Source organism: Microbacterium sp., assembly GCF_035556355.1.
GTDB lineage: Bacteria > Actinomycetota > Actinomycetes > Actinomycetales > Microbacteriaceae > Microbacterium.
The window spans coordinates 1-21267 of the sequence record NZ_DATMFG010000033.1; the positions used below are offsets into that span (position 1 = coordinate 1).

Sequence of the window (21267 nt, forward strand, 5' to 3'; positions counted from 1 at the left end):
CGGCGGGCGCTGACCTGCGCATGTGAGACGCTTGCACGCGTGAGGCTGTGGTCGCTGCATCCGTCGCTGCTGGACCGTGCGGCGCTCGTGGCGTGCTGGCGCGAGGCGCTGCTGGCGCAGAAGGTGCTCGCGGGCGGGACGGTCGGGTACACGCGGCATCCGCAGCTCGAGCGGTTTCGCGCGTGCGACGACCCGCTCGGCGCCGTCGGCCACTACCTCGGCACGCTCGCTGACGAGGCCGACGCGCGCCGCTACCGCTTCGACCGTACGAGGATCATGAGACCGGATGCCGCGCCCCCGGGCATCCCCGTCACCGAGGGGCAGCTCGCGTACGAGGCCGCCCACCTGCGCGCGAAGGTCGCCGCGCGCGCCGCGGACTGGCTGCCGCGGCTGGCGGGGGAGCCGACGGCGGGGACGAGCTTCGTCGTCGAACCCGGGCCCGTCGCGGGGTGGGAGCGCCCCTGAGGGCGACTACGCTCGGTTCGTGGCCAAGCTCTACTTCCGCTACGGGGCGATGAACTCCGGCAAGTCGACGGCTCTGCTGCAGGCCGCGTACAACTACGAGGAGCGCGGGCAGCACGTTCTGCTGGCCAAGCCCGCGATCGACACGAAGGGCGCCGACGAGATCACGAGCCGCCTCGGCGTGACGCGCGAGGTCGACTTCCTCATCCGGCCAGACGACGATGTGCGCGCCCTGTTCGCCGAGCACCGCGCGCGCCTGCGCCGCGCCGAGATCGACACGCTCATCCCCGACCACGGCGGCATGTCGACCGACGTCGCGTGCCTCCTCGTCGACGAGGCGCAGTTCCTCACGCGCGACCAGGTCGACGACCTTCTGCGCATCGTCGTGCTCGACGGCGTACCGGTGCTCGCGTACGGCATCCGCACCGACTTCCGCACGCAGGCGTTCCCCGGTTCGCGGCGGCTCCTCGAGCTCGCCCACACGCTCGAGGAGCTCAAGACGATCTGCCGGTGCGGCCGCAAGGCGATCTTCAACGCCCGCCTGGTCGAGGGCAGGTTCGTGTTCGACGGCGACCAGGTGGCGATCGACGAGCTCTCGGCCGACCGCGTCACGTACGAGTCGATGTGCGCGGAGTGCTACCTGCGCGAGTCGGGCGGGCGCTTGGGCTAGGCGCCGCTGAGCGCGGCTACGCGTGCGCCTCGGCTTCGCGGCGACGGCGCGGCGGGAGCGGCACGATCATCGACGTCGTGCGCTTGTAGTCGGCGTACGCGGGGTACTTCGAGGCCGAGATCGACTCGGTGAAGATCGTCGACCCGATGAAGAGCACCGTCAGCAGGAACGCGCCGACGATCGTCCAGTTGAACGCGCCGCCCCAGAAGCCGAGACCGGATGCCACGGCCGCCGTCGCGCCGATCGCGTAGAACGTCCACCACTGCGCCTGCTCGAAGAAGAAGTTCGGGTGACGGCTGAACCGCCACAGGCCCGTCGTCAGGAATCCGGGCTCGAGGTGACCGCCCGCCGCCTTCTTGGCCCGGTGGAAGTCCCACTGCTGCTGGTCGGCGATGAACTCGCCGATCAGGAACGCGACGAACAGCGCCGCGAACGCGGCGTCCCAGCCGTTGAACACGGCCGGGTGCAGATACGCGATGTAGGCGGGGAGCGTGATGAGCACGAGCAGCGCGTTCTGGTACAGCACGATGAAGAACAGGTTGAACAGCTGGAACTGCCACGGCTTCATGCGCGCCCGCAGGATCGCCCACCTGTAGTCCTCCATGCCGGTGTAGCCGCCCTTGCGCGCGAAGTTGAACGTGAGCCGCGCGCCCCACAGGGTCGCGAGCACGGCCATCACGATCAGGCGTGTCGCATCGACCCCCGCGAGGGTGCCGGCGATCGCGAAGATCCACACGTAGACGAAGGGCACGATCGACCACAGCCGGTCGACCCACGAGGTGTCCTTCGTGATGAGCGAGGCGATCCAGCAGAAGGCGCACGCGACGCCCGCGACGATGAGGACGAGGACGAGGGGATCCATGTCGCCAGAGTAGCGGGTTGCACCGTCATGAGACGCTCGCGTAGTGTGGTCAGACCAAAGGGAGGTCGGCATGGCGGAGCAAGCGCGGGCATGGCGCCTCGTCCTCGACACGATCGAGGCGGACATGTCCGCGGGAAGGCTGCGGCCGGGCGACCGGCTGCCCTCGGAGCGCGATCTCGTCGCGCGGCTCGGGGTCGGCAGGTCGAGTGTGCGCGAGGCGCTCCGTGTCCTCGAGGTCATGGGCCTCATCCGCACCGGCACGGGCTCAGGGCCCAACGCGGGCGCGATCGTGATCGCATCCCCCACCGGCGGCTTCTCGGCGCTCCTGCGCCTGCAGGTGGCCGCACAGGGGCTCCCGATCGCCGACGTCGTCGCGACCCGGCTCCTGCTCGAGGAGTGGGTCGCGCGCACGCTCGCGAACGCATCCGAGCCCGACCTCTCCGCCGCGGTCGACACGCTCGACGCGATGGACGACGACGAGCTGACCCCCGCCGAGTTCCTCGCGCTCGACGCCGCGTTCCATGTGGCCCTCGCGCAGGCATCCGGCAATCTCGTCGTCGCGGCGACCATGGAGGGCCTGCGCTCGTCGATCGAAGGCTACGTGCGCGGAGCGGTCGAGAGCATCCCCGACTGGCCGGCCGAGGCCGAGCGGCTGCGCAGCGAGCACCGTGGCGTCCTCGACGCGATCACGGCGCGAGATTCGGATGCCGCGGCGCGCCGCGTGCGCGACCACATCACGCACTACTACGAGAACACGCGTCCGCACGCGTGACGCGACGTCCGAAGACGAGAGGTACCCACGCATGGTCAAGCGCCAACTGCCCAAGATCGCCGAGCTCATGGAGCTCATGCAGTTCAAGCGGCCCGACCTGAACGCTCGTCGGCGCCGCCTCGACAAGGCCCTCACGATCTACGACCTGCGCGCGATCGCGAAGCGGCGCACTCCGCGCGCCGCGTTCGACTACACCGACGGCGCGGCCGAGGGGGAGCTGTCGCTCGCGCGTGCGCGGCAGGCGTTCGAAGACATCGAGTTCCACCCGTCGATCCTGCGTCCGGCCGAGGCGGTCGACATGTCGACCGAGATCCTCGGCGGACCGTCGACGATGCCGTTCGGCATCGCGCCGACCGGGTTCACGCGGCTCATGCAGACCGAGGGGGAGTCGGCCGGGGCATCCGCGGCCGGCGCCGCCGGCATCCCGTTCACCCTCTCGACCCTCGGCACGACCTCGATCGAGGACGTGAAGGCCGCGAACCCGAACGGCCGCAACTGGTTCCAGCTGTACGTCATGCGCGACCGCGAGATCTCGTACGACCTCGCGCGACGCGCGGCGGCCGCCGGCTTCGACACGATCATGTTCACGGTCGACACGCCGGTGGCGGGCGCGCGGCTGCGCGACAAGCGCAACGGATTCTCGATCCCGCCGCAGCTCACGCTGTCGACGATCATCGACGCGATCCCGCGGCCGTGGTGGTGGTTCGACTTCCTCACGACGCCCAAGCTCGAGTTCGCGTCGCTGTCGACGACGGGCGGCACCGTGGGCGAGCTGCTCGACGCCGCGATGGACCCGACGATCAGCTACGAGGATCTCGCGATCATCCGCGACCTGTGGCCCGGGAAGATCGTCGTGAAGGGCGTGCAGAACATCGAGGACTCCAAGCGACTGGTCGACCTGGGCGTCGACGGCATCGTGCTGTCGAACCACGGCGGTCGCCAGCTCGACCGGGCTCCGATCCCGTTCCATCTGCTGCCGCACGTCGTGCGCGAGGTCGGGCGCGACGCCACCGTCATGATCGACACCGGCATCATGAACGGCGCGGACATCGTGGCATCCGTGGCCCTCGGCGCGAAGTTCACGCTGGTCGGACGCGCGTACCTCTACGGCCTCATGGCCGGCGGCCGCGCGGGCGTCGACAAGGCGATCGCGATCCTGCGCGGCGAGATCGAGCGCACCATGAAGCTGCTCGGCGTCGCATCGCTCGAAGAGCTCGAGCCGAAGCACGTCACGCAGCTCACGCGGCTCGTCCCGGTCGGGCGGGAGAACCGCGCGGTCAGCGTCGAGGCAGCGTCGGAATGAGCCGGTCCAGGAACTCGGCCGTGTCCTCCCAGCCCTCGACGGCCTGACACGGCACGCCCATCGCGAGCACCGGGTAGTCGTTGCCGTCGGGATCGAGACGGTCGCCCACGAAGAGCATCTCGTCGAGCGGGATGCCCGTCTGCTCGGCGAGCTGCCGCATGCCGTACGCCTTGTCGATGCCCTCGTGCGTGATGTCGACCGACGTCGTGCCGCCGGAGCGCACCTCGAGGTCGGGGAGCAAGGCCGCGACGGCCTCGCGGAGCGCGTTCTTCTTGGCGCCCGTCGGATCCCACGCCGTCTTGGCCTCGAGCGGAGCACTCTGACCCATCGCGGAGAACGTGATCTGCGAGCCGCGGTCCTCGATGATTTCACCCCACGTCTCGGTCTCCCACAGTCCGAGACGCTTCGCCTCGGACTCGAGGGCCGAGATCGCCCGACGCTTCTGGTCGTCGGTGAGCGCGTGCGCGTAGACCTTCTCCACCCCGCCCTCGCGCAGCCGGTAATACTGCGTGCCGCACGTGGGCAGCAGATGGATGTGGGAGAGGACGGATGCCGGGGCCTCCGGAAGCCGGTCGACGACCTGCTTCTCGAACTGGGCGAGCTGACCGCCCGAGATGACGGCGACCTCGACCCGTTCGGCCAGCGCGATGAGCTGGTCGCCGATGCGTGGATCGATCGGGCTCTTCGACGGCGCCAGCGTGTCGTCGAGGTCGAACGAGACGAGACGGATGGGCTTCGGGCTCATCTCATTCCTCGTCGTCGATTTCACAATGTGGTCGGGGTGACAGGATTTGTCCCCACCGCCACTCCACGGATCGCTGCGCGCTCCGCGGAGCCTCCGGCGGCGTGGGCCCACCTGCGCGTGCAGGCTTCGCGTCCGGTCACCAGATAGATCAATTCGGCAACCACCTGTGGCGGCTGCCGGATTCATCAGTCGGGGTGACAGGATTTGAACCTGCGGCCTCTTCGTCCCGAACGAAGCGCGCTACCAAGCTGCGCCACACCCCGTGGCAACCCGTCGAGTCTACCCGATCCCGGAGCCTGCTCCGAACCGAGCCGGATGCCCGGGCGCGTCCTTCGCGACGAGGGTGATGAGCGATGCCTCGGGCGGACACGCGAAGCGCACGGGGGCGTAGATCGAGTGGCCGAGACCAGCGCTGACGTTGAGCGCGAGGTCGGTTCCGCGGTGGCTCCACTCGCTCAGACCGCGCGCCTGGCGCAGCGGGATGTCGCAGTTCGCGACGAGCGCGCCGAAGCCAGGGAGGCGCACCTGGCCGCCGTGCGTGTGCCCAGCGAAGATCATGTCCGCGCCGAAGTCGGCGAACGAGTCGAGCACCCGGCGGTACGGCGCGTGGGTGACGCCGATCGTGAGTCCGGCCGGCTCATCGTCGCGCGCTTCTTCCAGGGCATCCGGGACCACGTCGAGTCGGTCCCAGCGACGGTGGGCGTCGCTCACACCGAACGCGTCGACCGTGAGTCCCGCGACCTCGAGCCGTGCGGCCGCGTTGTTGAGATCCGCCCACCCGAGGTCGTCCGTGAGGTACTCGTCGAGCGCGGCCGTGTCGAGGGGCTCCTCCGCGGTGAGGATCGTCGACGGCCCCGTGAAGTACTTGAACGGGTTGCGCGGCGACGGAGCGGTGTGGTCGTTCGAGCCGTGCACGAAGACCCCCGGGATGCCGCGGAAGGGCGCGAACGCCGCGCGCAGCCCGCGCAGCCCGTCAGCATGGCCGAGGTTGTCACCCGTGTTGACGATCAGGTCGGGGTGCAGGTCGATGAGCGAGGCGATCCACCGCTGCTTGCGCTTCTGCCACGGGGCCATGTGGGCGTCGGACAGGTGCAGGACGCGGATCGGCGCGGACCCCGGGGGGAGGATCGCGACCTCATGCTCGCGAAGCGTGAAGAGGTAGCGCTCGATGCCGATTCCCCACACCGCGGCGCCGACACCGACCGCCCCCACCGCGCCGAGCGCGGTGAGGGCGGTCTTGACGTTCGACGAGGCCACTAGTTGTCGCCGCCGGAGTCGCCCCCGCCGGGGCCACCGGGGCCGCCCGGACCGCCGCCGGGTCCGCCCGGACCGCCGCCTCCGCCGCAGTCGCTCGCGGCGTAGTTGACCGTGATCTGGGTGTTCCGGTTCACGACCGAACCGGCGCCGGGGCTCGTGCCCGTGGCCCTCGGATTGTTCACTCGGTCGTCGACGGTGCATGTGCCCGGTTGGACGTTGCCGAAGCCGCTGCGCTGGATGGCTCTGACCGCCTCGTCGAGAGGTCGTCCGGAGACGTCCGGCACCGCGAGGCCCTGGCCGTTGCTCGGGTTGATCGTGACGACTGTGCCGCCCGCGACCTTGCCCGCGCCGGGGTTCTGCGCCGCGACGATGCCCTCGGCCTCGGACGAGTCCACCGGATCGCCCACGACGACCTCGAAGCCGGCGTTCTCGAGCGTCTGGCGCGCCTGGTCGACCGGCATGCCGACGACGTTCGGCAGGTCGGTGAGCACCTGCTTCGTCAGGTCGCGGTCCGGCTGCGGGAACGGATCTCCGCCGTAGACGGAGTTCGCCGCACCCTGGATGGCGCGCGAGATGATGTAGCGCAGGTCGGACATCTTCTGTCCGTTGTGCCAGCGCTGGAAGATGTCGCCCTTGCCGGTCGAGTTGCCGACCCAGGTCGCCGTCGCGACCTTGCTGGAGGACTGCACGAGCCAGGTCTGCCAGCTCTCGTGCGTACCCGTCTTGCCGAGCACAGGCGTGCCGTCGTACGGGTTCGCCCTGTTGCCGGTCCCGCCCTTCATGACGCCTTCCAGCGCGTAGGCCGCGGTCGCAGCCACCTTCGGGTCGAGCACCTGGGTGCACGTCGTCTGGGGCGGCGTGATCTCGTTGCCGTCCGCGTCGACGACGCGGTCGATCGCGCGCGGCTGGCAGTAGACGCCGTTGTTCGCGACGGTGCCGTAAGCGCCCGCCATGGCCATCGGGGACACGTTGTTCGAGCCGATGATCGAGAAGAGGTCGTCCATCCTCACCGGCTCGCCGTTGCCGAGCGTCACCCCCATCTTCGTGGCGACGTTCTTGATGTCGCACAGGTCGAGCTTCTCGGCCATTGCGAAGAAGCCCGTGTTGAGCGAGTCGCGTGTGAACTTCATCGGGGTGCCGACGTAGCCGCGCTGGTTGTTGAAGTTCTTGACGATGACGTTGCCCGTGTTGACCCAGTCGCCCGGACCGTTGAGCTGGCTGTTGCAGCTGTTGGTGAGCCGCTTGATGGGGCGCACGTTCCCGTTGACCACCTCGTTGACCGAGTGGCCCTTCTCGAGCCAGTCGATGAGGGTGAAGAGCTTGAACGTCGAACCCACTTCGAAGCCGCCGGAACGGCCGTACTTCTGGTCGGCGGCGAACACGAGCGAGCTGTAGTTCGGGTCGTCCGCGAGCGTGCCGTCCTCGGAGAACTTCGTGTTCTGCACGACCGACAGAATGCGCCCGGTGGAAGCCTCGATGCTGATGCCGGCGGCGCCGAACTTGCCGGTGTTCGCATCGACCATGCCCTCGACGGAGGTCGGCGCCCACTCGGTCATCGCCTGCTCGGCGGGGCCCTGAACCCGGACGTCCAGCGTCGTGTAGACCTTGAGGCCGCCGCGCTTGAGCGCGTTCAGGCGGTCCTCCCGCGTCTCGCCGAACGCGGGGTCGGTCTCGATGATGTTCTTCACAAGCTGGCAGAAGTACGCCGCGCCGCCCGCTGCGACACACCCCGTCGTGGGCCGGTGGATGTTCGGCGTGATGGGCTCGAGCACCGCCTCGTCGTACTGCTCCTCGGTGATCTTGCCGTCATCGAGCATCCGGCTCAGGACGTAGAGCTGGCGGCCCTTCGTCGCGGAGTAGCCGTCTGCGGCCGCGATGTACTGCTCCTCGGTGATCTCGCCCTTCTCGAGCTTGGAGTTGAGCGCTCCGACCTGCTTCTTCGCGATGTCGTCGACGACGCCGTCCGGAGCCTTGTTGTAGGCGTTCCCCTCGTCATCGAACATCGTGCCCTCGGGGCGGTCGATGCGGTACGCGTTCGGGTTCTGCACGATGCCCGCGAGCGTCGCGGCCTGACCAAGCGTCAGATCCTTCGCCGCCACGCCGAAGTAGTACTTCGCCGCCGCGTCGACGCCGTACGTGGTGCCGCCGAAGTTCGCGATGTTGAGGTAGCCGAGCAGGATGTCGGTCTTCGAGTAGCGCTGCTCGAGCGAGATCGCATAGCGCATCTCCTGCAGCTTGCGCTGATATCCCTCGATGCCCGATGCGGTCGTGGCATCCGTCCAGCAGTTGAGAAGGACCTGCTCACGCGGGATCATCTGCGGGGTCCCGTCCTCGTTCATGACGGGTTCGCCGTTGTCGTCGAGGACGGGCTCATCCTTCGCGTCGCGTTCGCAGCGCTGGATGAGGATGTTCTTGACGTACTGCTGGCTGATCGACGAGCCGCCCTGGGTCTCACCGCCGCCCTTGAAGTTCGACAGGATGGCGCGCGTCGTTCCGATGAGGTCCACGCCGCCGTGCTGGTAATAGCGCGGGTCCTCACTCGAGAGGATCGCGTCGTACATGACCGGCGCGACCTCTTCGTACGTGACCGGCGAACGGTTCTGGTCGTAGAACTTCGCGAGCTCCAGGTCCTCGCCCGTCTCGGGGTGCTTGTAGTACAGCGTCGTCGGCAGCATGAGCTTGTCGATCTCGAGGACGCTCGGCAGATTGTCGAACATCGTGATCGCGCTCGTCGCCGCGGCCCCCGACAGGGCGATCGCGGGCGTGACGGTAAGGGTGACCAGAACCCCCGCTACAGCGCTGAGGCCCGCGAGTCCCGCGAGGCCTCCGAGCACGCCGCTAGCAGTCCGTTTGGTATCAGGCATAGGGTCGATCGTAGGGGAGGTTGCTGGACGAAGCCTTGGCGGACGTGCCCACTCAGGCGACTTCTCAGCCTCCGACATCCGATGACCCGCACTCACGCCTTCCGAGGAGCCGCATGACCACGTGGGAGTACCTCACCACGCCTCTTCTCATCCACAACACCGCCGCGATCCTCAACAACTGGGGCAAGCAGGGCTGGGAGCTCGTGCAGGTCGTGCAGGGGCCCGAGGGTGGGCTCGTCGCATACTTCAAGCGGCCCGTCGGCGACGGCGCCGGCGCCGGTGCCGCGAACGCGGGCCTGGACGCGGCGGCCGAGGCGGCCAAGCAATTCGGGGAGGCGTGACATGAGCGTCTCGCAGCGCCTTGCCGAGCTCGGCATCGACCTCCCTGAGGTCGTCCCGCCGGTTGCGGCTTACGTCCCCGCGAAGGTGCACGGAGACCTCGTCTACACCGCGGGCCAGCTCCCGATGGTGTCGGGCGCGCTGCCGGCGACGGGCAAGGTCGGCGACGGACACGGGCTCGTCCCGGCATCCGACGCCCAGACGTATGCCCGCACGTGCGCGCTCAACGCACTCGCGGCCGCCGCTTCAGCGGTCGGAGGAGTCGACCGGCTGACCGGTGTCGTCAAGGTCACGGGGTTCGTGGCATCCGTGCCCGATTTCACCGGCCAGCCCGGCGTCGTCAACGGCGCGAGCGAGGTGCTCGGCGAGATCTTCGGCGAAGCGGGCAGGCACGCGCGGTCCGCTGTGGGGGTGCCGGTGCTGCCGCTCGACGCCCCGGTCGAGGTCGAGGTCGTCTTCTCCTTCGCGTGACCCTCGCTATCTGAGCTGCGCGGAGATCACGCTCATGACGGCCGTGTCGGCGAGCGTCGTGGTGTCGCCGACCTCGCGGCCCTCCGCGACGTCGCGCAGCAGGCGACGCATGATCTTTCCCGAGCGGGTCTTGGGCAGCTCGCCCACGATGTAGACGTCGCGCGGACGCGCGATCGGGCCGATCTGCTCGGCGACCCACTTGCGAAGGGTGTCGGCGAGGCCCTCGGGGGAGTGCTCGTCGAGGTAGCTCTGCTTGATGATCACGAACGCGACGACGGCCTGACCGGTCGTCTCATCGGATGCCCCGACCACGGCCGCTTCGGCGACGGCCTCGTTCGCGACGAGCGCCGACTCGATCTCGGTCGTCGACAGTCGGTGACCCGACACGTTCATGACGTCGTCGACACGGCCCATGAGCCACACGTCGCCGTCGTCGTCGAGGCGCGCGCCGTCGCCCGCGAAGTAGAAGCCCTGCTTCTCGAACTTCTTCCAGTACGTCTCGACGAAGCGCTCCGGGTCGCCCCAGATGCCGCGCAGCATCGACGGCCACGGCTCGGTGATGACGAGCAGGCCGCCGTTGCCGTTGCCGACGTGCGTGCCGTCCTCGTCGACGACGTCGACCGAGATGCCGGGGAGCGCGACCTGGGCCGCACCCGGCTTCGTCTCGGTGACACCGGGCAGAGCCGAGATCATGATCGCGCCGGTCTCGGTCTGCCACCACGTGTCGACGATCGGCGCGGTCTTGCCGCCGATGATCTTGCGGTACCACATCCATGCTTCGGGGTTGATGGGCTCGCCGACCGATCCGAGCAGGCGCAGCGACGAGAGGTCGAACCGCTTGGGCACCTTGCGCCCGATCTTCATGAACGAGCGGATCGCCGTCGGGGCGGTGTAGAGGATAGTGACGCCGTACTTCTCGACGATCTCCCACCAGCGACCCGGATGCGGCGTGTCGGGCGTGCCCTCGTAGAGGACCTGCGTCGCGCCGTTGGCGAGCGGGCCGTACGTGACGTACGAGTGCCCCGTCACCCACCCGATGTCGGCGGTGCACCAGAAGACGTCGGACTCGGGGTGCAGGTCGTGCACGACCTTGTTCGTGAACGCCGACTGGGTGAGGTACCCGCCCGTCGTGTGCAGGATGCCCTTGGGCTTTCCGGTCGTGCCCGACGTGTACAGGATGAACAGCGGGTTCTCGGCGGGGAAGGCCGGGGCCTCGTGCTCGGCGGAGGCGTGCGGCACCACGTCGTGCCACCAGAGGTCGCGGCCCTCGACCCAGTCGATCTCGTTTCCGCCTCGGCGGACGACGATGACCTTCTCGACCGTCTCCTGCGGCCCCGAGCCGTTGCGGTCGGAGAGCGCGAGGTCGACGGCGGGCTTGAGGGGCGAGACCTTGCCCTTGCGGTAGCCGCCGTCGGCCGTGATGACGACCTTCGCGGCGGCGTCGTCGAGGCGCGCGCGCAGGCTGTCGGCCGAGAAGCCGCCGAAGACCACGGAGTGCACGGCGCCGATGCGCACGACGGCGAGCATCGCGGCGATGGCCTCGGGGATAGCGGGCATGTAGATCGCGACGCGGTCGCCCTGCCCCACGCCCAGGTCGGTGAGCACGTTGGCGAGGCGCTTGACCTCGTCGGTCAGTTCGGCATAGGTGACGCGGCGCTCATCGCCAGGCTCACCCTCCCACAGCAGCGCGACGCGGTCGCCGTTGCCCGCTTCGACGTGGCGGTCGAGGCAGTTGTACGCGACGTTGAGCTCGCCGTCGGCGAACCATTTCGCGAACGGCGGGTTCGACCAGTCGAGGACCTCGGTGAAGGGCCTGTGCCAGTGCAGCAGCTCGCGCGCCTGTTCAGCCCAGAAGCCCTCGCGATCGGCCTTCGCACGGTCGTACAGGTCGGCGGTCGCGATCGCTCTCGCAGCGAACTCCTCCGGCGGCGCGAACCGTCGTGACTCGTTCAAGAGATGGTCGATCTGACTGCTCATACGGGAGCGCTCCTTCGCGGTTCTCGTTGGCCGGCGTCGGCCGGACGACAGGGTCAATCTACCTATGACCCCCCGCACTCACCTACCTCGTCGCACGCCTTCGACACGCGCTGACACGGACACAACCGATATATCGGTACTGAGTGCAGGAATTGTTTGTCGGCGGCCTGGATTTTGCGTATGCTCAACAGCGGCCGAACATCGATTCTGGCATTGCGGCACCCGAAGCACCCCCCCGAACTGCGGTGCCGCGCGCGGCGGCATCCCATTCCCCCCATGGGATGCCGCCCCTTATTTGTGCCCGGACGAGTTCCGAGGCCTCCTCCCCAGCCGCACGGACACGCGTGATTTCAACGGATCCGCCGTCTCGACGGCGTTCGCGGCACCGCGCTCCCTAGCGTCGACGCCATGCCCGAGCCGTTCGTCGTCCAGCCCCGCGAGGGGATGAGCGCGGCGACGCCCGATGTGCCGACGGAGCCTCGGCTCGAGGAGTCGCCCGCCGGGCGGCGCGTGCGGCATCCGGCCCTCGAGCCCTTCGAGCGATACCTCGACGACCCATCGGTGACCGATGTCTTCGTCAACTCGGGCGACGGCCTCTTCGTCGATCGTGGCGACGGTGCGCGACGCGCGCCGGAGTGGCGCGCGACCGAGGAGGACGTCCGCGATCTCGCTGTGTCGCTCATCGCGGCGGGCGGACGACACCTCGACGACGCCGCGCCCGCGGTCGATGTGCGGTTGGAGGGAGGCATCCGCGTCCACGCCGTGCTCCCACCGGTATCACCCGCAGGAACCGTCGTCTCGATCCGCGTCCCGCGCGTGGAGCGCCCCACGCTCGTCGACCTCGAGGGGCGAGGTGCCTTCGACGCACGAGGGCGTGCGGCTCTCGAAGACCTCGTGCGGCGACGCGAGAACGTCCTCGTGACGGGTGCGGCCGGTGCCGGCAAGACCACCCTCCTCGCGGCGCTGCTCGCGTGCGCCGATCCATCGGAGAGGATCGTCACGGTCGAAGACCTCGCCGAGCTGAGCATCGACCATCCCCACCACGTGCGTCTCGAGGCACGTCAGCCCAATCTCGAGGGCGCGGGCGGCGTCGCGCTCGACAGGCTCGTCCGTGAGGCGCTGCGCATGAGGCCCGATCGACTCGTCGTCGGCGAGTGCCGCGGACCGGAGGTGCGCGAACTGCTGTCGGCGCTCAACACGGGTCACGACGGAGGCGCCGGCACGATGCACGCGAACGGCCTGCACGACGTCCCCGCGAGGCTCGAAGCGCTCGGCGCACTCGCGGGCCTCGACGACCGCGCGCTCGCGCGCCAGGTCGTGAGCGCGATCGGCGTCGTGGTTCATGTCGAGCGCACGGGAGAAGGCCGCAGGCGCTGCGCGGGGGCGGGTCGCCCCGTGCTCGACGGCGCCGGGCGTCTCGCGATCGAGGAGATGTCATGGGCCGGCTGATCCGACGCCGTTCTCATGTGCGATCCGACGACGCGGATGCCGCGGCCGCCGGCCTCACGCTCGCGGTCATGCTCGGCGCCGGGGTCACACCCGCCCGCGCGTGGCAGCACCTCGCCGAGACCGGCGACGCCGCGGCCGCCCGGGTGCGCGACGCGCATGCGGACGGAGCCCCGCTCCCGGCCGCGATCGCAGCGCTCGGAGGACCGTGGACGGATGTCGCGACCGCGTGGTCGGTCGCGACATCCGTCGGCGCACCGCTCGCCGAGACGCTGCGCGGCATCGCGGCCTCGATGCGCGACGCCCAGGTGGCCGCCGACGACGTGCGCGTCGCGCTCGCCGAGCCCGCGGCGACCGCCAGGCTCATGGGCTGGCTGCCGCTCGTCGCGGTGGCTCTCGGAGCGGTCCTCGGATTCGACACGGTCGGGGTGCTCATCGGCAGCCCGTTGGGCATCGCATGCCTTGTCACCGGTGTCGTCCTCATCGCCCTCGCCCGTCGCTGGAACGCTCACCTCGTCCGGCGGGCGGCAGACGAGCGCGCCGTACCCGGAATGGACGCCGAGCTGCTCGCCATCGCGCTCAGCGGCGGTGTGTCGATCGATCGTGCGCGCGAGGTGGTCGGCGCCGCCCGGGCCGTCGCCGGGGCCGACGCCGCAGGGGGCGACGCGTCATCGCTCGACGAGATCCTCGCACTCTCGCGCGCGGCGGGAGTGCCGGCGGTCGAACTGCTCCGCGCGAGCGCGGAGCTCGAACGACATCGCGCCCGCGTCGAGGCGCGTCTGCGCGCCGCGCGCCTCTCATCGCGCCTGCTGCTGCCGCTCGGGGTCTGCACGCTTCCGGCCTTCCTGCTGCTCGGCGTGGTGCCGATGTTCCTGAGCGTCGTGTCGTCGAGCGAGCTGACTCTTCCCTGACCTGCCCCCGTGATCGCAACCCGGAGAAACCGATAGAGAGGAACCCCATGTCCGATACCCCGAGCCCGGCCCGCCGCTTCCACCTTCCGACGCTCACCCGCCGCCGCGCCGCGCAGCTCTTCGGCGACGAGACGGGCGCCGCCACCGCCGAATACGCGATCGCCACGATGGCCGCCGTGGCATTCGCGGGACTGCTCGTCGTGATCATGCGAAGCGATGAGGTGCGCGGCATCCTCACCGACCTCGTGCGCCGTGCGCTGACGGTCGAGTGACCGGCCCGCTCGTCGCCCGCGGCTCGAGCGGCGACCGCGGCTCGGTCGTCGCCGAGTTCGCGGTCGCACTGCCCGCCGTCGCTCTCGTGCTCCTCCTCGCCGCCGGCGCCCTCGCCGCGGGTGCGCGTCACGTGCGGCTGCAGGACGCGGCCGCCGACGCGGCCCGACTCGTCGCCCGGGGCGAGCCGGTCTCCTCCGCCCGGGCGGTGGTCGAGCGCGCGGTGACGGGCGGTGCGGCATCCGTCGCGCATCGCGACGACCTCGTGTGCGTCGTCGCGACCGCGCCGGCAGGGTTCCCCGCGCTGCCGCCGCTGTCCGCCGCGAGCTGCGCGCTCGCGGGTGGGTGGTGAATCGTGCCCGGGACGGTGCTCGCGACGGCGGTGGCGGGGTTCGCGGCATCCGTCGCCGTCGGCCTGTGCGCGATCGCGGCCGGTGCCGTCGTCAGCCAGCGGATCGCTGGAGCGGCCGACGCGGCCGCCCTCGCCGCGGCCGACACGGTGTCGGGTGCGGTCAGCGGTGTGCCGTGCGATCGCGCGGCGAGAATCGCGCATGTCGCGGGCCTGCGACTCGTGTCGTGCGAGGTCGAAGGACTGATCGCCACGGTGTCCGTCAGCGGCTCGTTCGCCGGGTTCGACCTCGAGGCGCGCGCCCGGGCGGGCCCTCCGCCGTGAGCGAAGCACGATCCGGTTCCCAGCGACCGGAGTGTATGGTTTGCGTCGAAGAAAGGAAGCCTCCCTTGGCCAAAGGCAAGAAGCTCGTCATCGTCGAGTCACCGACGAAGATGAAGTCGATCCAGGCGTACCTGGGCGACGGATACGAGGTGCTGTCGTCGGTGGGTCACATCCGCGACCTCGCCGACAAGCGCGACATCCCTGCCGACAAGAAGGAGGCCTACGGCAAGTACTCGATCGACATCGAGCACGGCTTCGACCCCTACTACGTCGTCAACGAGCGCAAGACCAAGACGGTCGCCGAACTCAAGCGCGCACTCAAGGACGCTGACGAAGTCCTGCTCGCAACGGATGAGGACCGCGAGGGCGAGGCCATCGCGTGGCACCTCCTCGAGGTGCTCAAGCCCAAGGTGCCCGTCAAGCGCATGGTCTTCCACGAGATCACGAAGGACGCGATCCGCGCCGCCGTCGAGAACACGCGGGAGCTCGACCAGGCGCTCGTCGACGCCCAGGAGACCCGACGCGTCGTCGACCGCCTCTACGGATGGGATGTGAGTCCCGTCCTCTGGTACAAGGTGCAGCAGGGCACCTCGGCCGGGCGCGTGCAGTCCGCCGCCACGCGCCTCGTCGTCGACCGCGAGCGCGAGCGCATGGCGTTCGTGCCGGCGTCGTACTGGGACATCGAGACGCTCGCCGAGAAGCGCGAGGACGGTTCCGCGAAGGAGTCGTTCTCGGCGCGGCTCGCGCGCGTCGACGGTGCGACCCTCGCGCGAGGCACCGACTTCGACGACAACGGTCAGCTCAAGAAGGCCGTCCTCGCGCTGGACGAGGCGAAGGCGCGCGAGCTGGCCGAGGCCGTCGCACGGGTGGGCGAGGCATCCGTCTCGAACCTCGAGTCGAAGCCGGGCACGCGCAGCCCGCGTGCGCCCTTCACGACCTCCACGATGCAGCAGGAGGCCGGCCGCAAGCTCTCCATGAGCGCGAAGCACGCGATGAGCGTCGCGCAGCGTCTCTATGAGAAGGGCTACATCACCTATATGCGCACTGACTCGACGGCGTTGAGCACGCAGGCCGTGCAGGCGGCGCGCGCGCAGGCGGTGCAGCTCTACGGCGACAAGGCCGTGCCGCCGAACCCGCGCGTGTACCGCAGCAAGAGCAAGAACGCGCAGGAGGCGCACGAGGCGATCCGTCCGTCGGGCGAGCAGTTCCGCACACCCGCGCAGGTCGCCGGTGAGCTCGATCGCGACGAGCAGCGGCTGTACGACCTCATCTGGAAGCGCACGCTCGCGAGCCAGATGGCCGACGCGAAGTACGAGACCACCACCGTCACGCTCGAGGTCGACGCGGACGGCACGCGCGTCGAGTTCACAGCATCCGGCACCGTCTACACGTTCAAGGGCTTCCTCGACGCATACGAGGAGGGCCGCGACGAGAAGCGCGCGGACGCCGACAAGGCCGACGACCAGGCGCTCCCGGCGCTCGCGGTCGGCGACAAGCTCCGGCTGAAGGACGTCGAGGCCAAGGGCCACACGACGACCCCGAAGCCCCGCTACACCGAGGCGAGCCTCGTGAAGGCTCTCGAGGAGAAGGGCATCGGCCGTCCGTCGACGTTCGCGAGCATCATCGACGTGATCCTCGACCGCGGATACGTCACGAAGCGCGGTCAGGCGCTCGTGCCGAGCTGGCTCGCGTTCAGCGTCGTGCGCCTGCTCGAGCAGCATTTCCCCGACCTCGTCGACTACGACTTCACCGCCGAGCTCGAGGACGACCTCGACGCGATCGCGCGCGGCGAGCGCGAGCGCAGCGAATGGCTCAACGAGTTCTACTTCGGCTCGGACGAGCACGTCGGCCTCCGCAGGATCGTCGAGAACCTCGGCGAGATCGACGCGCGCGAGCTCAACTCGACACGCATCGCCGACGGGATCACGCTGCGGTTCGGCAAGTACGGCCCCTATCTCGAAGTCACCGACCCGGCGAACCCCGACGCGAAGCCGCGCAACGTCAACATCCCGGAGGGACTCGCCCCGGACGAGCTCACGCCGGAGAAGGCGCGCGAGCTCATCGAAGCTCCCGTCGCCGGCGATCGCGTGCTGGGCGAGAACCCCGCGAACGGCAAGATCATCGTCGTGAAGGACGGCCGTTTCGGGCCGTACGTCCAGGAGGAGGACCCCGTCGATCCGGATGCGGTCGACACCGCAACCGGGGTCGTCGAGGAGCCCGCCCCGAAGAAGCGCGGCTCGAAGAAGGAGGCCGCGCCGAAGCCGCGCACGGCGTCGCTGTTCAAGTCGATGAGTCCCGACACGATCGACCTCGAGACGGCGCTGCGCCTGCTCGACCTGCCCCGCGTCGTCGGTACGGACCCTGAGACCGGAGAGGTCATCACGGCCCAGAACGGCCGCTACGGGCCGTATCTCAAGAAGGGCACCGACTCGCGCACGCTGCAGAGCGAGCAGCAGATCTTCGACATCACGCTCGAGGAGGCGCTCGCGATCTACGCGCAGCCGAAGTACGGCGCGCGCGGTGCGTCCAGCGCGCTGAAGGAGTTCGAGGCGGACCCGACGAGCGGCAAGCCGATCAAGCTCAAGGACGGCCGCTTCGGCCCGTACGTCACCGACGGCGAGACCAACGCGACGATCCCGCGCGGCGAGAGCGTCGACGACGTCACATTCGAGCGAGCGGTGCAGCTGCTCGCCGAGAAGCGCGCGAAGGGCCCCGCGCCCAAGCGCACCCGGCGCACGACGACGACCCGGAAGGCGGCGGCGAAGAAGTGACCCTCGACACGGAGGCGGTCGCTCCGGCCCGGGGCGTGTTCGTGACGTTCGAAGGCGGAGACGGCGTCGGCAAGTCGACGCAGGCGCAGCGCCTCCAGGAGTGGCTCGACTCCGAGGGCTACACGACCGTGCGCACGCGCGAGCCCGGCGGCACCGAGGTCGGCGAGCTGCTGCGCGACATCGTGCTGCACCATCGCGGAGAGATCGTCGCGCGCGCCGAGGCGCTCCTGTACGCGGCGGACCGCGCGCAGCACGTCGCCACCGTCGTGCGACCGGCGCTCGAGCGCGGCGACATCGTCATCCAGGATCGGTACTTCGACTCGTCGCTCGCGTACCAGGGGGCTGGTCGCGTGCTCGGTCGCGAGGAAGTGCGCCGGCTGTCGCTGTGGGCGGTCGACGGCCTGATCCCCGACGTCACGGTGCTGCTCGACCTCGACCCCGATGTCGCGCGCGAGCGCCGCGAGGCCCAGGGCAAGCCGTTCGACCGACTCGAGGCGGAGGAGGCGGAGTTCCACGAGAACGTGCGGCGCGAGTTCCTCGCGCTCGCCGATGCCGAGCCGGCGCGCTTCCTCGTGGTGGACGCGTCGCAGCCGGTCGCCGAGATCGCGGACGCCGTGCGCAGGCGCGTGCAGTCTGCGCTCGAGTGGGCCGGGATCTGACCGGACGCTGCGTCGGCGCCGCCGATTAGGCTGAACAACATGGACGTCACCGCCGCCGCGCCCGTCGAGCCGGCCATGCTCGATGAGCTGCCGTGGGGCGCGGTGTGGGGGCAGCCGGCCGCCGTCGGGGTGCTGCGTGCCGCGGCATCCGACCCCGACCTGATGACGCACGCGTGGCTGATCACCGGCCCGCCCGGCTCGGGCCGCTCGATCCTCGCGCACGCGTTCGCCGCAGCGCTCATCGCCGAGCCCGGCGACGAGCAGGCGATGCGGCAGGTGCTCGCGGGCACCCATCCAGACCTCACCGCCCTGCGCACCGAGGGCGTCATCATCTCGATCAAGGACGCGCGGGCTCTCGTCGAGCGCTCGTACTTCTCGCCGTCGGTCGGCCGGTATCGCGTGATCGTCATGGAAGACGCCGACCGCATGACCGAGCGCACATCGAACGTGCTCCTCAAGGCCCTCGAGGAGCCGCCCGAGCGCACCGTGTGGGTGCTGTGCGCGCCGAGCGACGCCGACCTGCTGCCGACCATCCGATCGCGCGTGCGCACGCTGCGACTGCGTGAGCCCGAGGTCGATGAGGTCGCGAAGCTCATCGCGCTGCGCACGGGCGTCGGCGAGGCCGTGGCAGAGCAGTCCGCCCGGCACGCCCAGCGTCACATCGGCATGGCTCAGAGGCTCGCGACGGATGCCGGGGCCCGCGCCCGCCGGGACTCCACCCTGCGCGCGGCTCTCGCCGTGCGCGGCGTGGGCGACGCCGTCGAGGTCGCAGGGCACATCGTGCAGGCCGCCACCGAAGACGCGAAGGCGCTCACCGCCGAGCGCGACGAGGCCGAGCGCGCGAACCTGCTGCGCACGCTCGGCATCGCCGAGGGCGCCCCCGTGCCGCCCGCGGTCCGCTCGCAGCTCACCGCACTCGAGGAGGAGCAGAAGCGCCGAGCGACGCGCAGCCTGCGCGACGGCATCGATCGCGTCCTGACGGATCTGCAGTCGATGTTCCGTGACGTCGTGGTGCTGCAGTTCGGCCGCGACTCCGATCTCGTCAACCGCGAGCTCGAGCCCGAGCTGCGCGCACTCGCCGAAGCATGGTCGCGTGAGCGCACGCTCACGGTGCTCGACCGCATCGCCGAGACGCGACGCAATCTCGAGCAGAACGTCGCCCCCACACTCGCCCTCGAGAGCATGCTCGTGACCGTCGCGAGCGGGAGGACCCTGTGACCCGAACCGCCCCCCGCCGGCCCCGGCGGGTCATCGCCGTCGTGGCCGGGCTCGCCGCGGCATCCGTCGCACTGTCCGGATGCCTGTACGCGATGATCCCCGAGTCGCGGCCCGCCCCGACGCTCACGCCCGACACCGATGGCGTCCCGGCCGAGCTGCTGCCGTACTACGACCAGGAGCTCGAGTGGGAGCCGTGCGGCGAGGGCTTCGACTGCACGACGGTGCGGGCACCGCTGGACTGGGAGAACCCGGGCGACGCCGACATCGAGCTCGCGGTCATCCGGCACGCGGCCACGGGGCAGTCGCAGGGTGCGCTGTTCACGAACCCCGGCGGCCCGGGCGTGAGCGGCAAGTCGTATGTCGCCGACTCGCTGTCGTTCGCCGTCGGGGAGGAGCTCATCGAGTCGTTCGACGTCGTCGGGTTCGACCCGCGCGGCGTCGGGGACTCGACCGCCGTGCGCTGCTACGACGACGCCGGCATGGATGCTTTCCTGTTCGACATCCCGGAGGCCCCGCGCGGTTCGGAGGAGTGGACGGCCGAGGTCATCGCCTCGAGCGAGGCGTTCGCGCAGGCGTGCGATGCGAACAGCGACGGCATCCTGCCGTACATCACGACCGAGAACTCCGCGCGCGACCTCGATCTGCTGCGCGCGGTGCTCGGCGAGTCCGAGCTCACCTACCTCGGCTATTCGTACGGCACGTACCTCGGCGCGCAGTACGCGGAGCTGTTCCCCGATCGAGTCGGACGACTCGTGCTCGACGGCGCCCTCGACCCGACGATCTCGATGCTCGAGCTCGGCGTCGTCCAGACGATCGGCTTCGAGCGGGCGCTGCGCGCCTACATGGAGAACTGCCTCGCCGACGACGAGTGCCCGTTCCGCGGGACGGTCGACGAGGCGCTCTCCGATCTCAACGCCCTGTTCGCGAGCCTCGACCGGTCGCCCCTGCCGAGCGGGGACGAGCGACTGTTCGGGGCTGACGCCCTCGAGACGGCGATCTCGACCGCACTGTACGCGCGCGAGTACTGGGACTTCCTGACCGAGGCGCTCCGCGGCGTGCTGCAGGGTGATCCCGAGATCGCGTGGTACCTCGTCGACGCGTACTTCGACCGTCAGGACGGCGTTTACCTGTCGAACCTCATCCAGGCCTTCACTGCGTACAACTGCATGGACTACCCGATCGACTGGACCCCGGAAGAGGAAGCCGCCGCGGACGATCGACTGCGGGCCGAAGCGCCCACGATCGCCGAGTACAACATCGGGCCGAACCTGTGCCGTGTGTGGCCGTACGAGTCCACGAACGCGCGTGAGCCGCTCACCGCCGAAGGCGCCGCCCCCATCGTGGTCGTGGGCACGACGAACGACCCGGCGACACCGTACGAGTGGTCCGTCGCCCTCGCAGACCAGCTCTCGTCGGGCGTGCTCGTGACGCGTGTGGGCGAAGGGCACACGGGCTACAACAAGGGCAACGAGTGCGTCGACTCGGCGGTCGAGACGTACCTGCTCGAGGGCACGGTCCCCGAAGACGGACTGCGGTGCGACTAGCGCATGGGCGGCGCGCCCGGCGACGGCGCCGGTTCGCGAGCACTCCCGCGACC

General features: G+C 69.9%; 20 protein-coding genes and 1 tRNA gene. 15 read left to right on the forward strand and 6 right to left on the reverse strand.

Annotation, left to right across the window (positions count from 1 at the left end; all coding sequences use genetic code 11):
- Positions 1-465: pyrimidine dimer DNA glycosylase/endonuclease V (locus VNR19_RS08945; RefSeq protein ID WP_414684137.1), on the forward strand; the 465-nt coding region annotated here is incomplete at its 5' end.
- A gap of 19 nt (positions 466-484) precedes the next feature.
- The gene (locus tag VNR19_RS08950; protein ID WP_325725954.1) at positions 485-1132 is read left to right on the forward strand and encodes a thymidine kinase; all 648 of its coding nucleotides are present in this window, start codon (positions 485-487) and stop codon (positions 1130-1132) included.
- A gap of 16 nt (positions 1133-1148) precedes the next feature.
- Here VNR19_RS08950 and VNR19_RS08955 read toward each other — a convergent pair whose 3' ends face one another.
- Positions 1149-1994, reverse strand: a complete 846-nt coding sequence (locus VNR19_RS08955) for a DUF1295 domain-containing protein (RefSeq protein ID WP_325725956.1) — start codon at positions 1992-1994, stop codon at positions 1149-1151.
- 70 nt (positions 1995-2064) lie between these two features.
- Between VNR19_RS08955 and VNR19_RS08960 the strand changes: the two genes are divergently transcribed.
- Positions 2065-2766, forward strand: a complete 702-nt coding sequence (locus VNR19_RS08960; RefSeq protein WP_325725958.1) for a FadR/GntR family transcriptional regulator — start codon at positions 2065-2067, stop codon at positions 2764-2766.
- Positions 2767-2797: 31 nt separating this feature from the next.
- Entirely contained in the window at positions 2798-4069 is a 1272-nt protein-coding gene (locus tag VNR19_RS08965) for an alpha-hydroxy acid oxidase (RefSeq protein WP_325725960.1), read from the forward strand.
- On the opposite strand, the gene VNR19_RS08970 is transcribed toward VNR19_RS08965, so the two are convergent.
- The 4 genes from VNR19_RS08970 to VNR19_RS08985 form a co-directional block, all read right to left on the reverse strand.
- Entirely contained in the window at positions 4044-4814 is a 771-nt protein-coding gene (locus VNR19_RS08970; protein ID WP_325725962.1) for an HAD-IIB family hydrolase, read from the reverse strand. The two genes, VNR19_RS08965 and VNR19_RS08970, sit on opposite strands and share 26 nt — an antisense overlap.
- A 189-nt stretch (positions 4815-5003) precedes the next feature.
- Positions 5004-5077 (reverse strand) — tRNA-Pro (locus tag VNR19_RS08975).
- Between the two features lie 16 nt (positions 5078-5093).
- Positions 5094-6071 carry a metallophosphoesterase gene (locus VNR19_RS08980; protein ID WP_325725964.1) on the reverse strand — a complete coding sequence of 326 codons (978 nt, stop codon included), beginning with the start codon at positions 6069-6071 and terminating at the stop codon, positions 5094-5096.
- Positions 6071-8935, reverse strand: coding sequence for a transglycosylase domain-containing protein (locus tag VNR19_RS08985; RefSeq protein ID WP_325725966.1), 2865 nt, complete (start codon positions 8933-8935; stop codon positions 6071-6073). The genes VNR19_RS08980 and VNR19_RS08985 overlap by 1 nt, the downstream gene beginning before the upstream one ends.
- 113 nt (positions 8936-9048) lie before the next feature.
- Here VNR19_RS08985 and sp36 point away from each other — a divergent pair, with 113 nt between their 5' ends.
- Together sp36 and VNR19_RS08995 are read left to right on the forward strand one after the other, a co-directional pair.
- Positions 9049-9276 carry a Sp36 family protein gene (gene sp36, locus VNR19_RS08990; protein ID WP_325725969.1) on the forward strand — a complete coding sequence of 76 codons (228 nt, stop codon included), beginning with the start codon at positions 9049-9051 and terminating at the stop codon, positions 9274-9276.
- Position 9277: 1 nt separating this feature from the next.
- A complete protein-coding gene (locus tag VNR19_RS08995; protein ID WP_325725971.1) occupies positions 9278-9745 on the forward strand; it encodes a RidA family protein in 468 nt (155 codons plus the stop codon).
- Between the two features lie 6 nt (positions 9746-9751).
- Here VNR19_RS08995 and acs read toward each other — a convergent pair whose 3' ends face one another.
- Positions 9752-11722: an acetate--CoA ligase gene (acs, locus tag VNR19_RS09000; RefSeq protein WP_325725973.1), complete on the reverse strand. Its 1971-nt coding sequence runs from the start codon at positions 11720-11722 to the stop codon at positions 9752-9754.
- Positions 11723-12130: 408 nt separating this feature from the next.
- On the opposite strand from acs, the gene VNR19_RS09005 reads away from it, so the two are divergent.
- The 9 genes from VNR19_RS09005 to VNR19_RS09045 all read left to right on the forward strand — a co-directional run bounded on the left by VNR19_RS09005 (position 12131) and on the right by VNR19_RS09045 (position 21214).
- A complete protein-coding gene (locus VNR19_RS09005) occupies positions 12131-13171 on the forward strand; it encodes a TadA family conjugal transfer-associated ATPase (RefSeq protein ID WP_325725975.1) in 1041 nt (346 codons plus the stop codon).
- Positions 13159-14079 carry a type II secretion system F family protein gene (locus tag VNR19_RS09010; protein ID WP_325725977.1) on the forward strand — a complete coding sequence of 307 codons (921 nt, stop codon included), beginning with the start codon at positions 13159-13161 and terminating at the stop codon, positions 14077-14079. The genes VNR19_RS09005 and VNR19_RS09010 overlap by 13 nt, the downstream gene beginning before the upstream one ends.
- 47 nt (positions 14080-14126) lie before the next feature.
- The gene (locus VNR19_RS09015; RefSeq protein ID WP_325725979.1) at positions 14127-14351 is read left to right on the forward strand and encodes a DUF4244 domain-containing protein; all 225 of its coding nucleotides are present in this window, start codon (positions 14127-14129) and stop codon (positions 14349-14351) included.
- Positions 14348-14701, forward strand: a complete 354-nt coding sequence (locus VNR19_RS09020) for a TadE family type IV pilus minor pilin (protein ID WP_325725981.1) — start codon at positions 14348-14350, stop codon at positions 14699-14701. The genes VNR19_RS09015 and VNR19_RS09020 overlap by 4 nt, the downstream gene beginning before the upstream one ends.
- 3 nt (positions 14702-14704) lie before the next feature.
- A complete protein-coding gene (locus VNR19_RS09025; protein WP_325725983.1) occupies positions 14705-15022 on the forward strand; it encodes an Rv3654c family TadE-like protein in 318 nt (105 codons plus the stop codon).
- 65 nt (positions 15023-15087) lie between these two features.
- On the forward strand, positions 15088-17793 hold the full coding sequence (topA, locus tag VNR19_RS09030; RefSeq protein WP_414684138.1) for a type I DNA topoisomerase: 2706 nt from the start codon (positions 15088-15090) through the stop codon (positions 17791-17793).
- Positions 17790-18452: a dTMP kinase gene (gene tmk, locus VNR19_RS09035; RefSeq protein WP_325725985.1), complete on the forward strand. Its 663-nt coding sequence runs from the start codon at positions 17790-17792 to the stop codon at positions 18450-18452. Before topA ends, tmk begins: the two co-directional genes overlap by 4 nt.
- 39 nt (positions 18453-18491) lie before the next feature.
- Entirely contained in the window at positions 18492-19670 is a 1179-nt protein-coding gene (locus VNR19_RS09040; RefSeq protein WP_325725987.1) for a DNA polymerase III subunit delta', read from the forward strand.
- The gene (locus VNR19_RS09045; protein ID WP_325725989.1) at positions 19667-21214 is read left to right on the forward strand and encodes an alpha/beta hydrolase; all 1548 of its coding nucleotides are present in this window, start codon (positions 19667-19669) and stop codon (positions 21212-21214) included. The genes VNR19_RS09040 and VNR19_RS09045 overlap by 4 nt, the downstream gene beginning before the upstream one ends.
- Positions 21215-21267: the final 53 nt, after the last annotated feature.

Excerpts from the sequence above, each read along its gene's own strand:
- VNR19_RS08955 (WP_325725956.1), bottom strand. The coding sequence starts at position 1,994 with ATGGATCCCCTCGTCCTCGTCCTCATCGTCGCGGGCGTCGCGTGCGCC.
- VNR19_RS08960 (WP_325725958.1), top strand. The coding sequence starts at position 2,065 with ATGGCGGAGCAAGCGCGGGCATGGCGCCTCGTCCTCGACACGATCGAG.
- VNR19_RS08965 (WP_325725960.1), top strand. The coding sequence starts at position 2,798 with ATGGTCAAGCGCCAACTGCCCAAGATCGCCGAGCTCATGGAGCTCATG.
- VNR19_RS08970 (WP_325725962.1), bottom strand. The coding sequence starts at position 4,814 with ATGAGCCCGAAGCCCATCCGTCTCGTCTCGTTCGACCTCGACGACACG.
- VNR19_RS08985 (WP_325725966.1), bottom strand. The coding sequence starts at position 8,935 with ATGCCTGATACCAAACGGACTGCTAGCGGCGTGCTCGGAGGCCTCGCG.
- sp36 (WP_325725969.1), top strand. The coding sequence starts at position 9,049 with ATGACCACGTGGGAGTACCTCACCACGCCTCTTCTCATCCACAACACC.
- VNR19_RS08995 (WP_325725971.1), top strand. The coding sequence starts at position 9,278 with ATGAGCGTCTCGCAGCGCCTTGCCGAGCTCGGCATCGACCTCCCTGAG.
- acs (WP_325725973.1), bottom strand. The coding sequence starts at position 11,722 with ATGAGCAGTCAGATCGACCATCTCTTGAACGAGTCACGACGGTTCGCG.
- VNR19_RS09005 (WP_325725975.1), top strand. The coding sequence starts at position 12,131 with ATGCCCGAGCCGTTCGTCGTCCAGCCCCGCGAGGGGATGAGCGCGGCG.
- VNR19_RS09010 (WP_325725977.1), top strand. The coding sequence starts at position 13,159 with ATGGGCCGGCTGATCCGACGCCGTTCTCATGTGCGATCCGACGACGCG.
- VNR19_RS09015 (WP_325725979.1), top strand. The coding sequence starts at position 14,127 with ATGTCCGATACCCCGAGCCCGGCCCGCCGCTTCCACCTTCCGACGCTC.
- VNR19_RS09040 (WP_325725987.1), top strand. The coding sequence starts at position 18,492 with ATGGACGTCACCGCCGCCGCGCCCGTCGAGCCGGCCATGCTCGATGAG.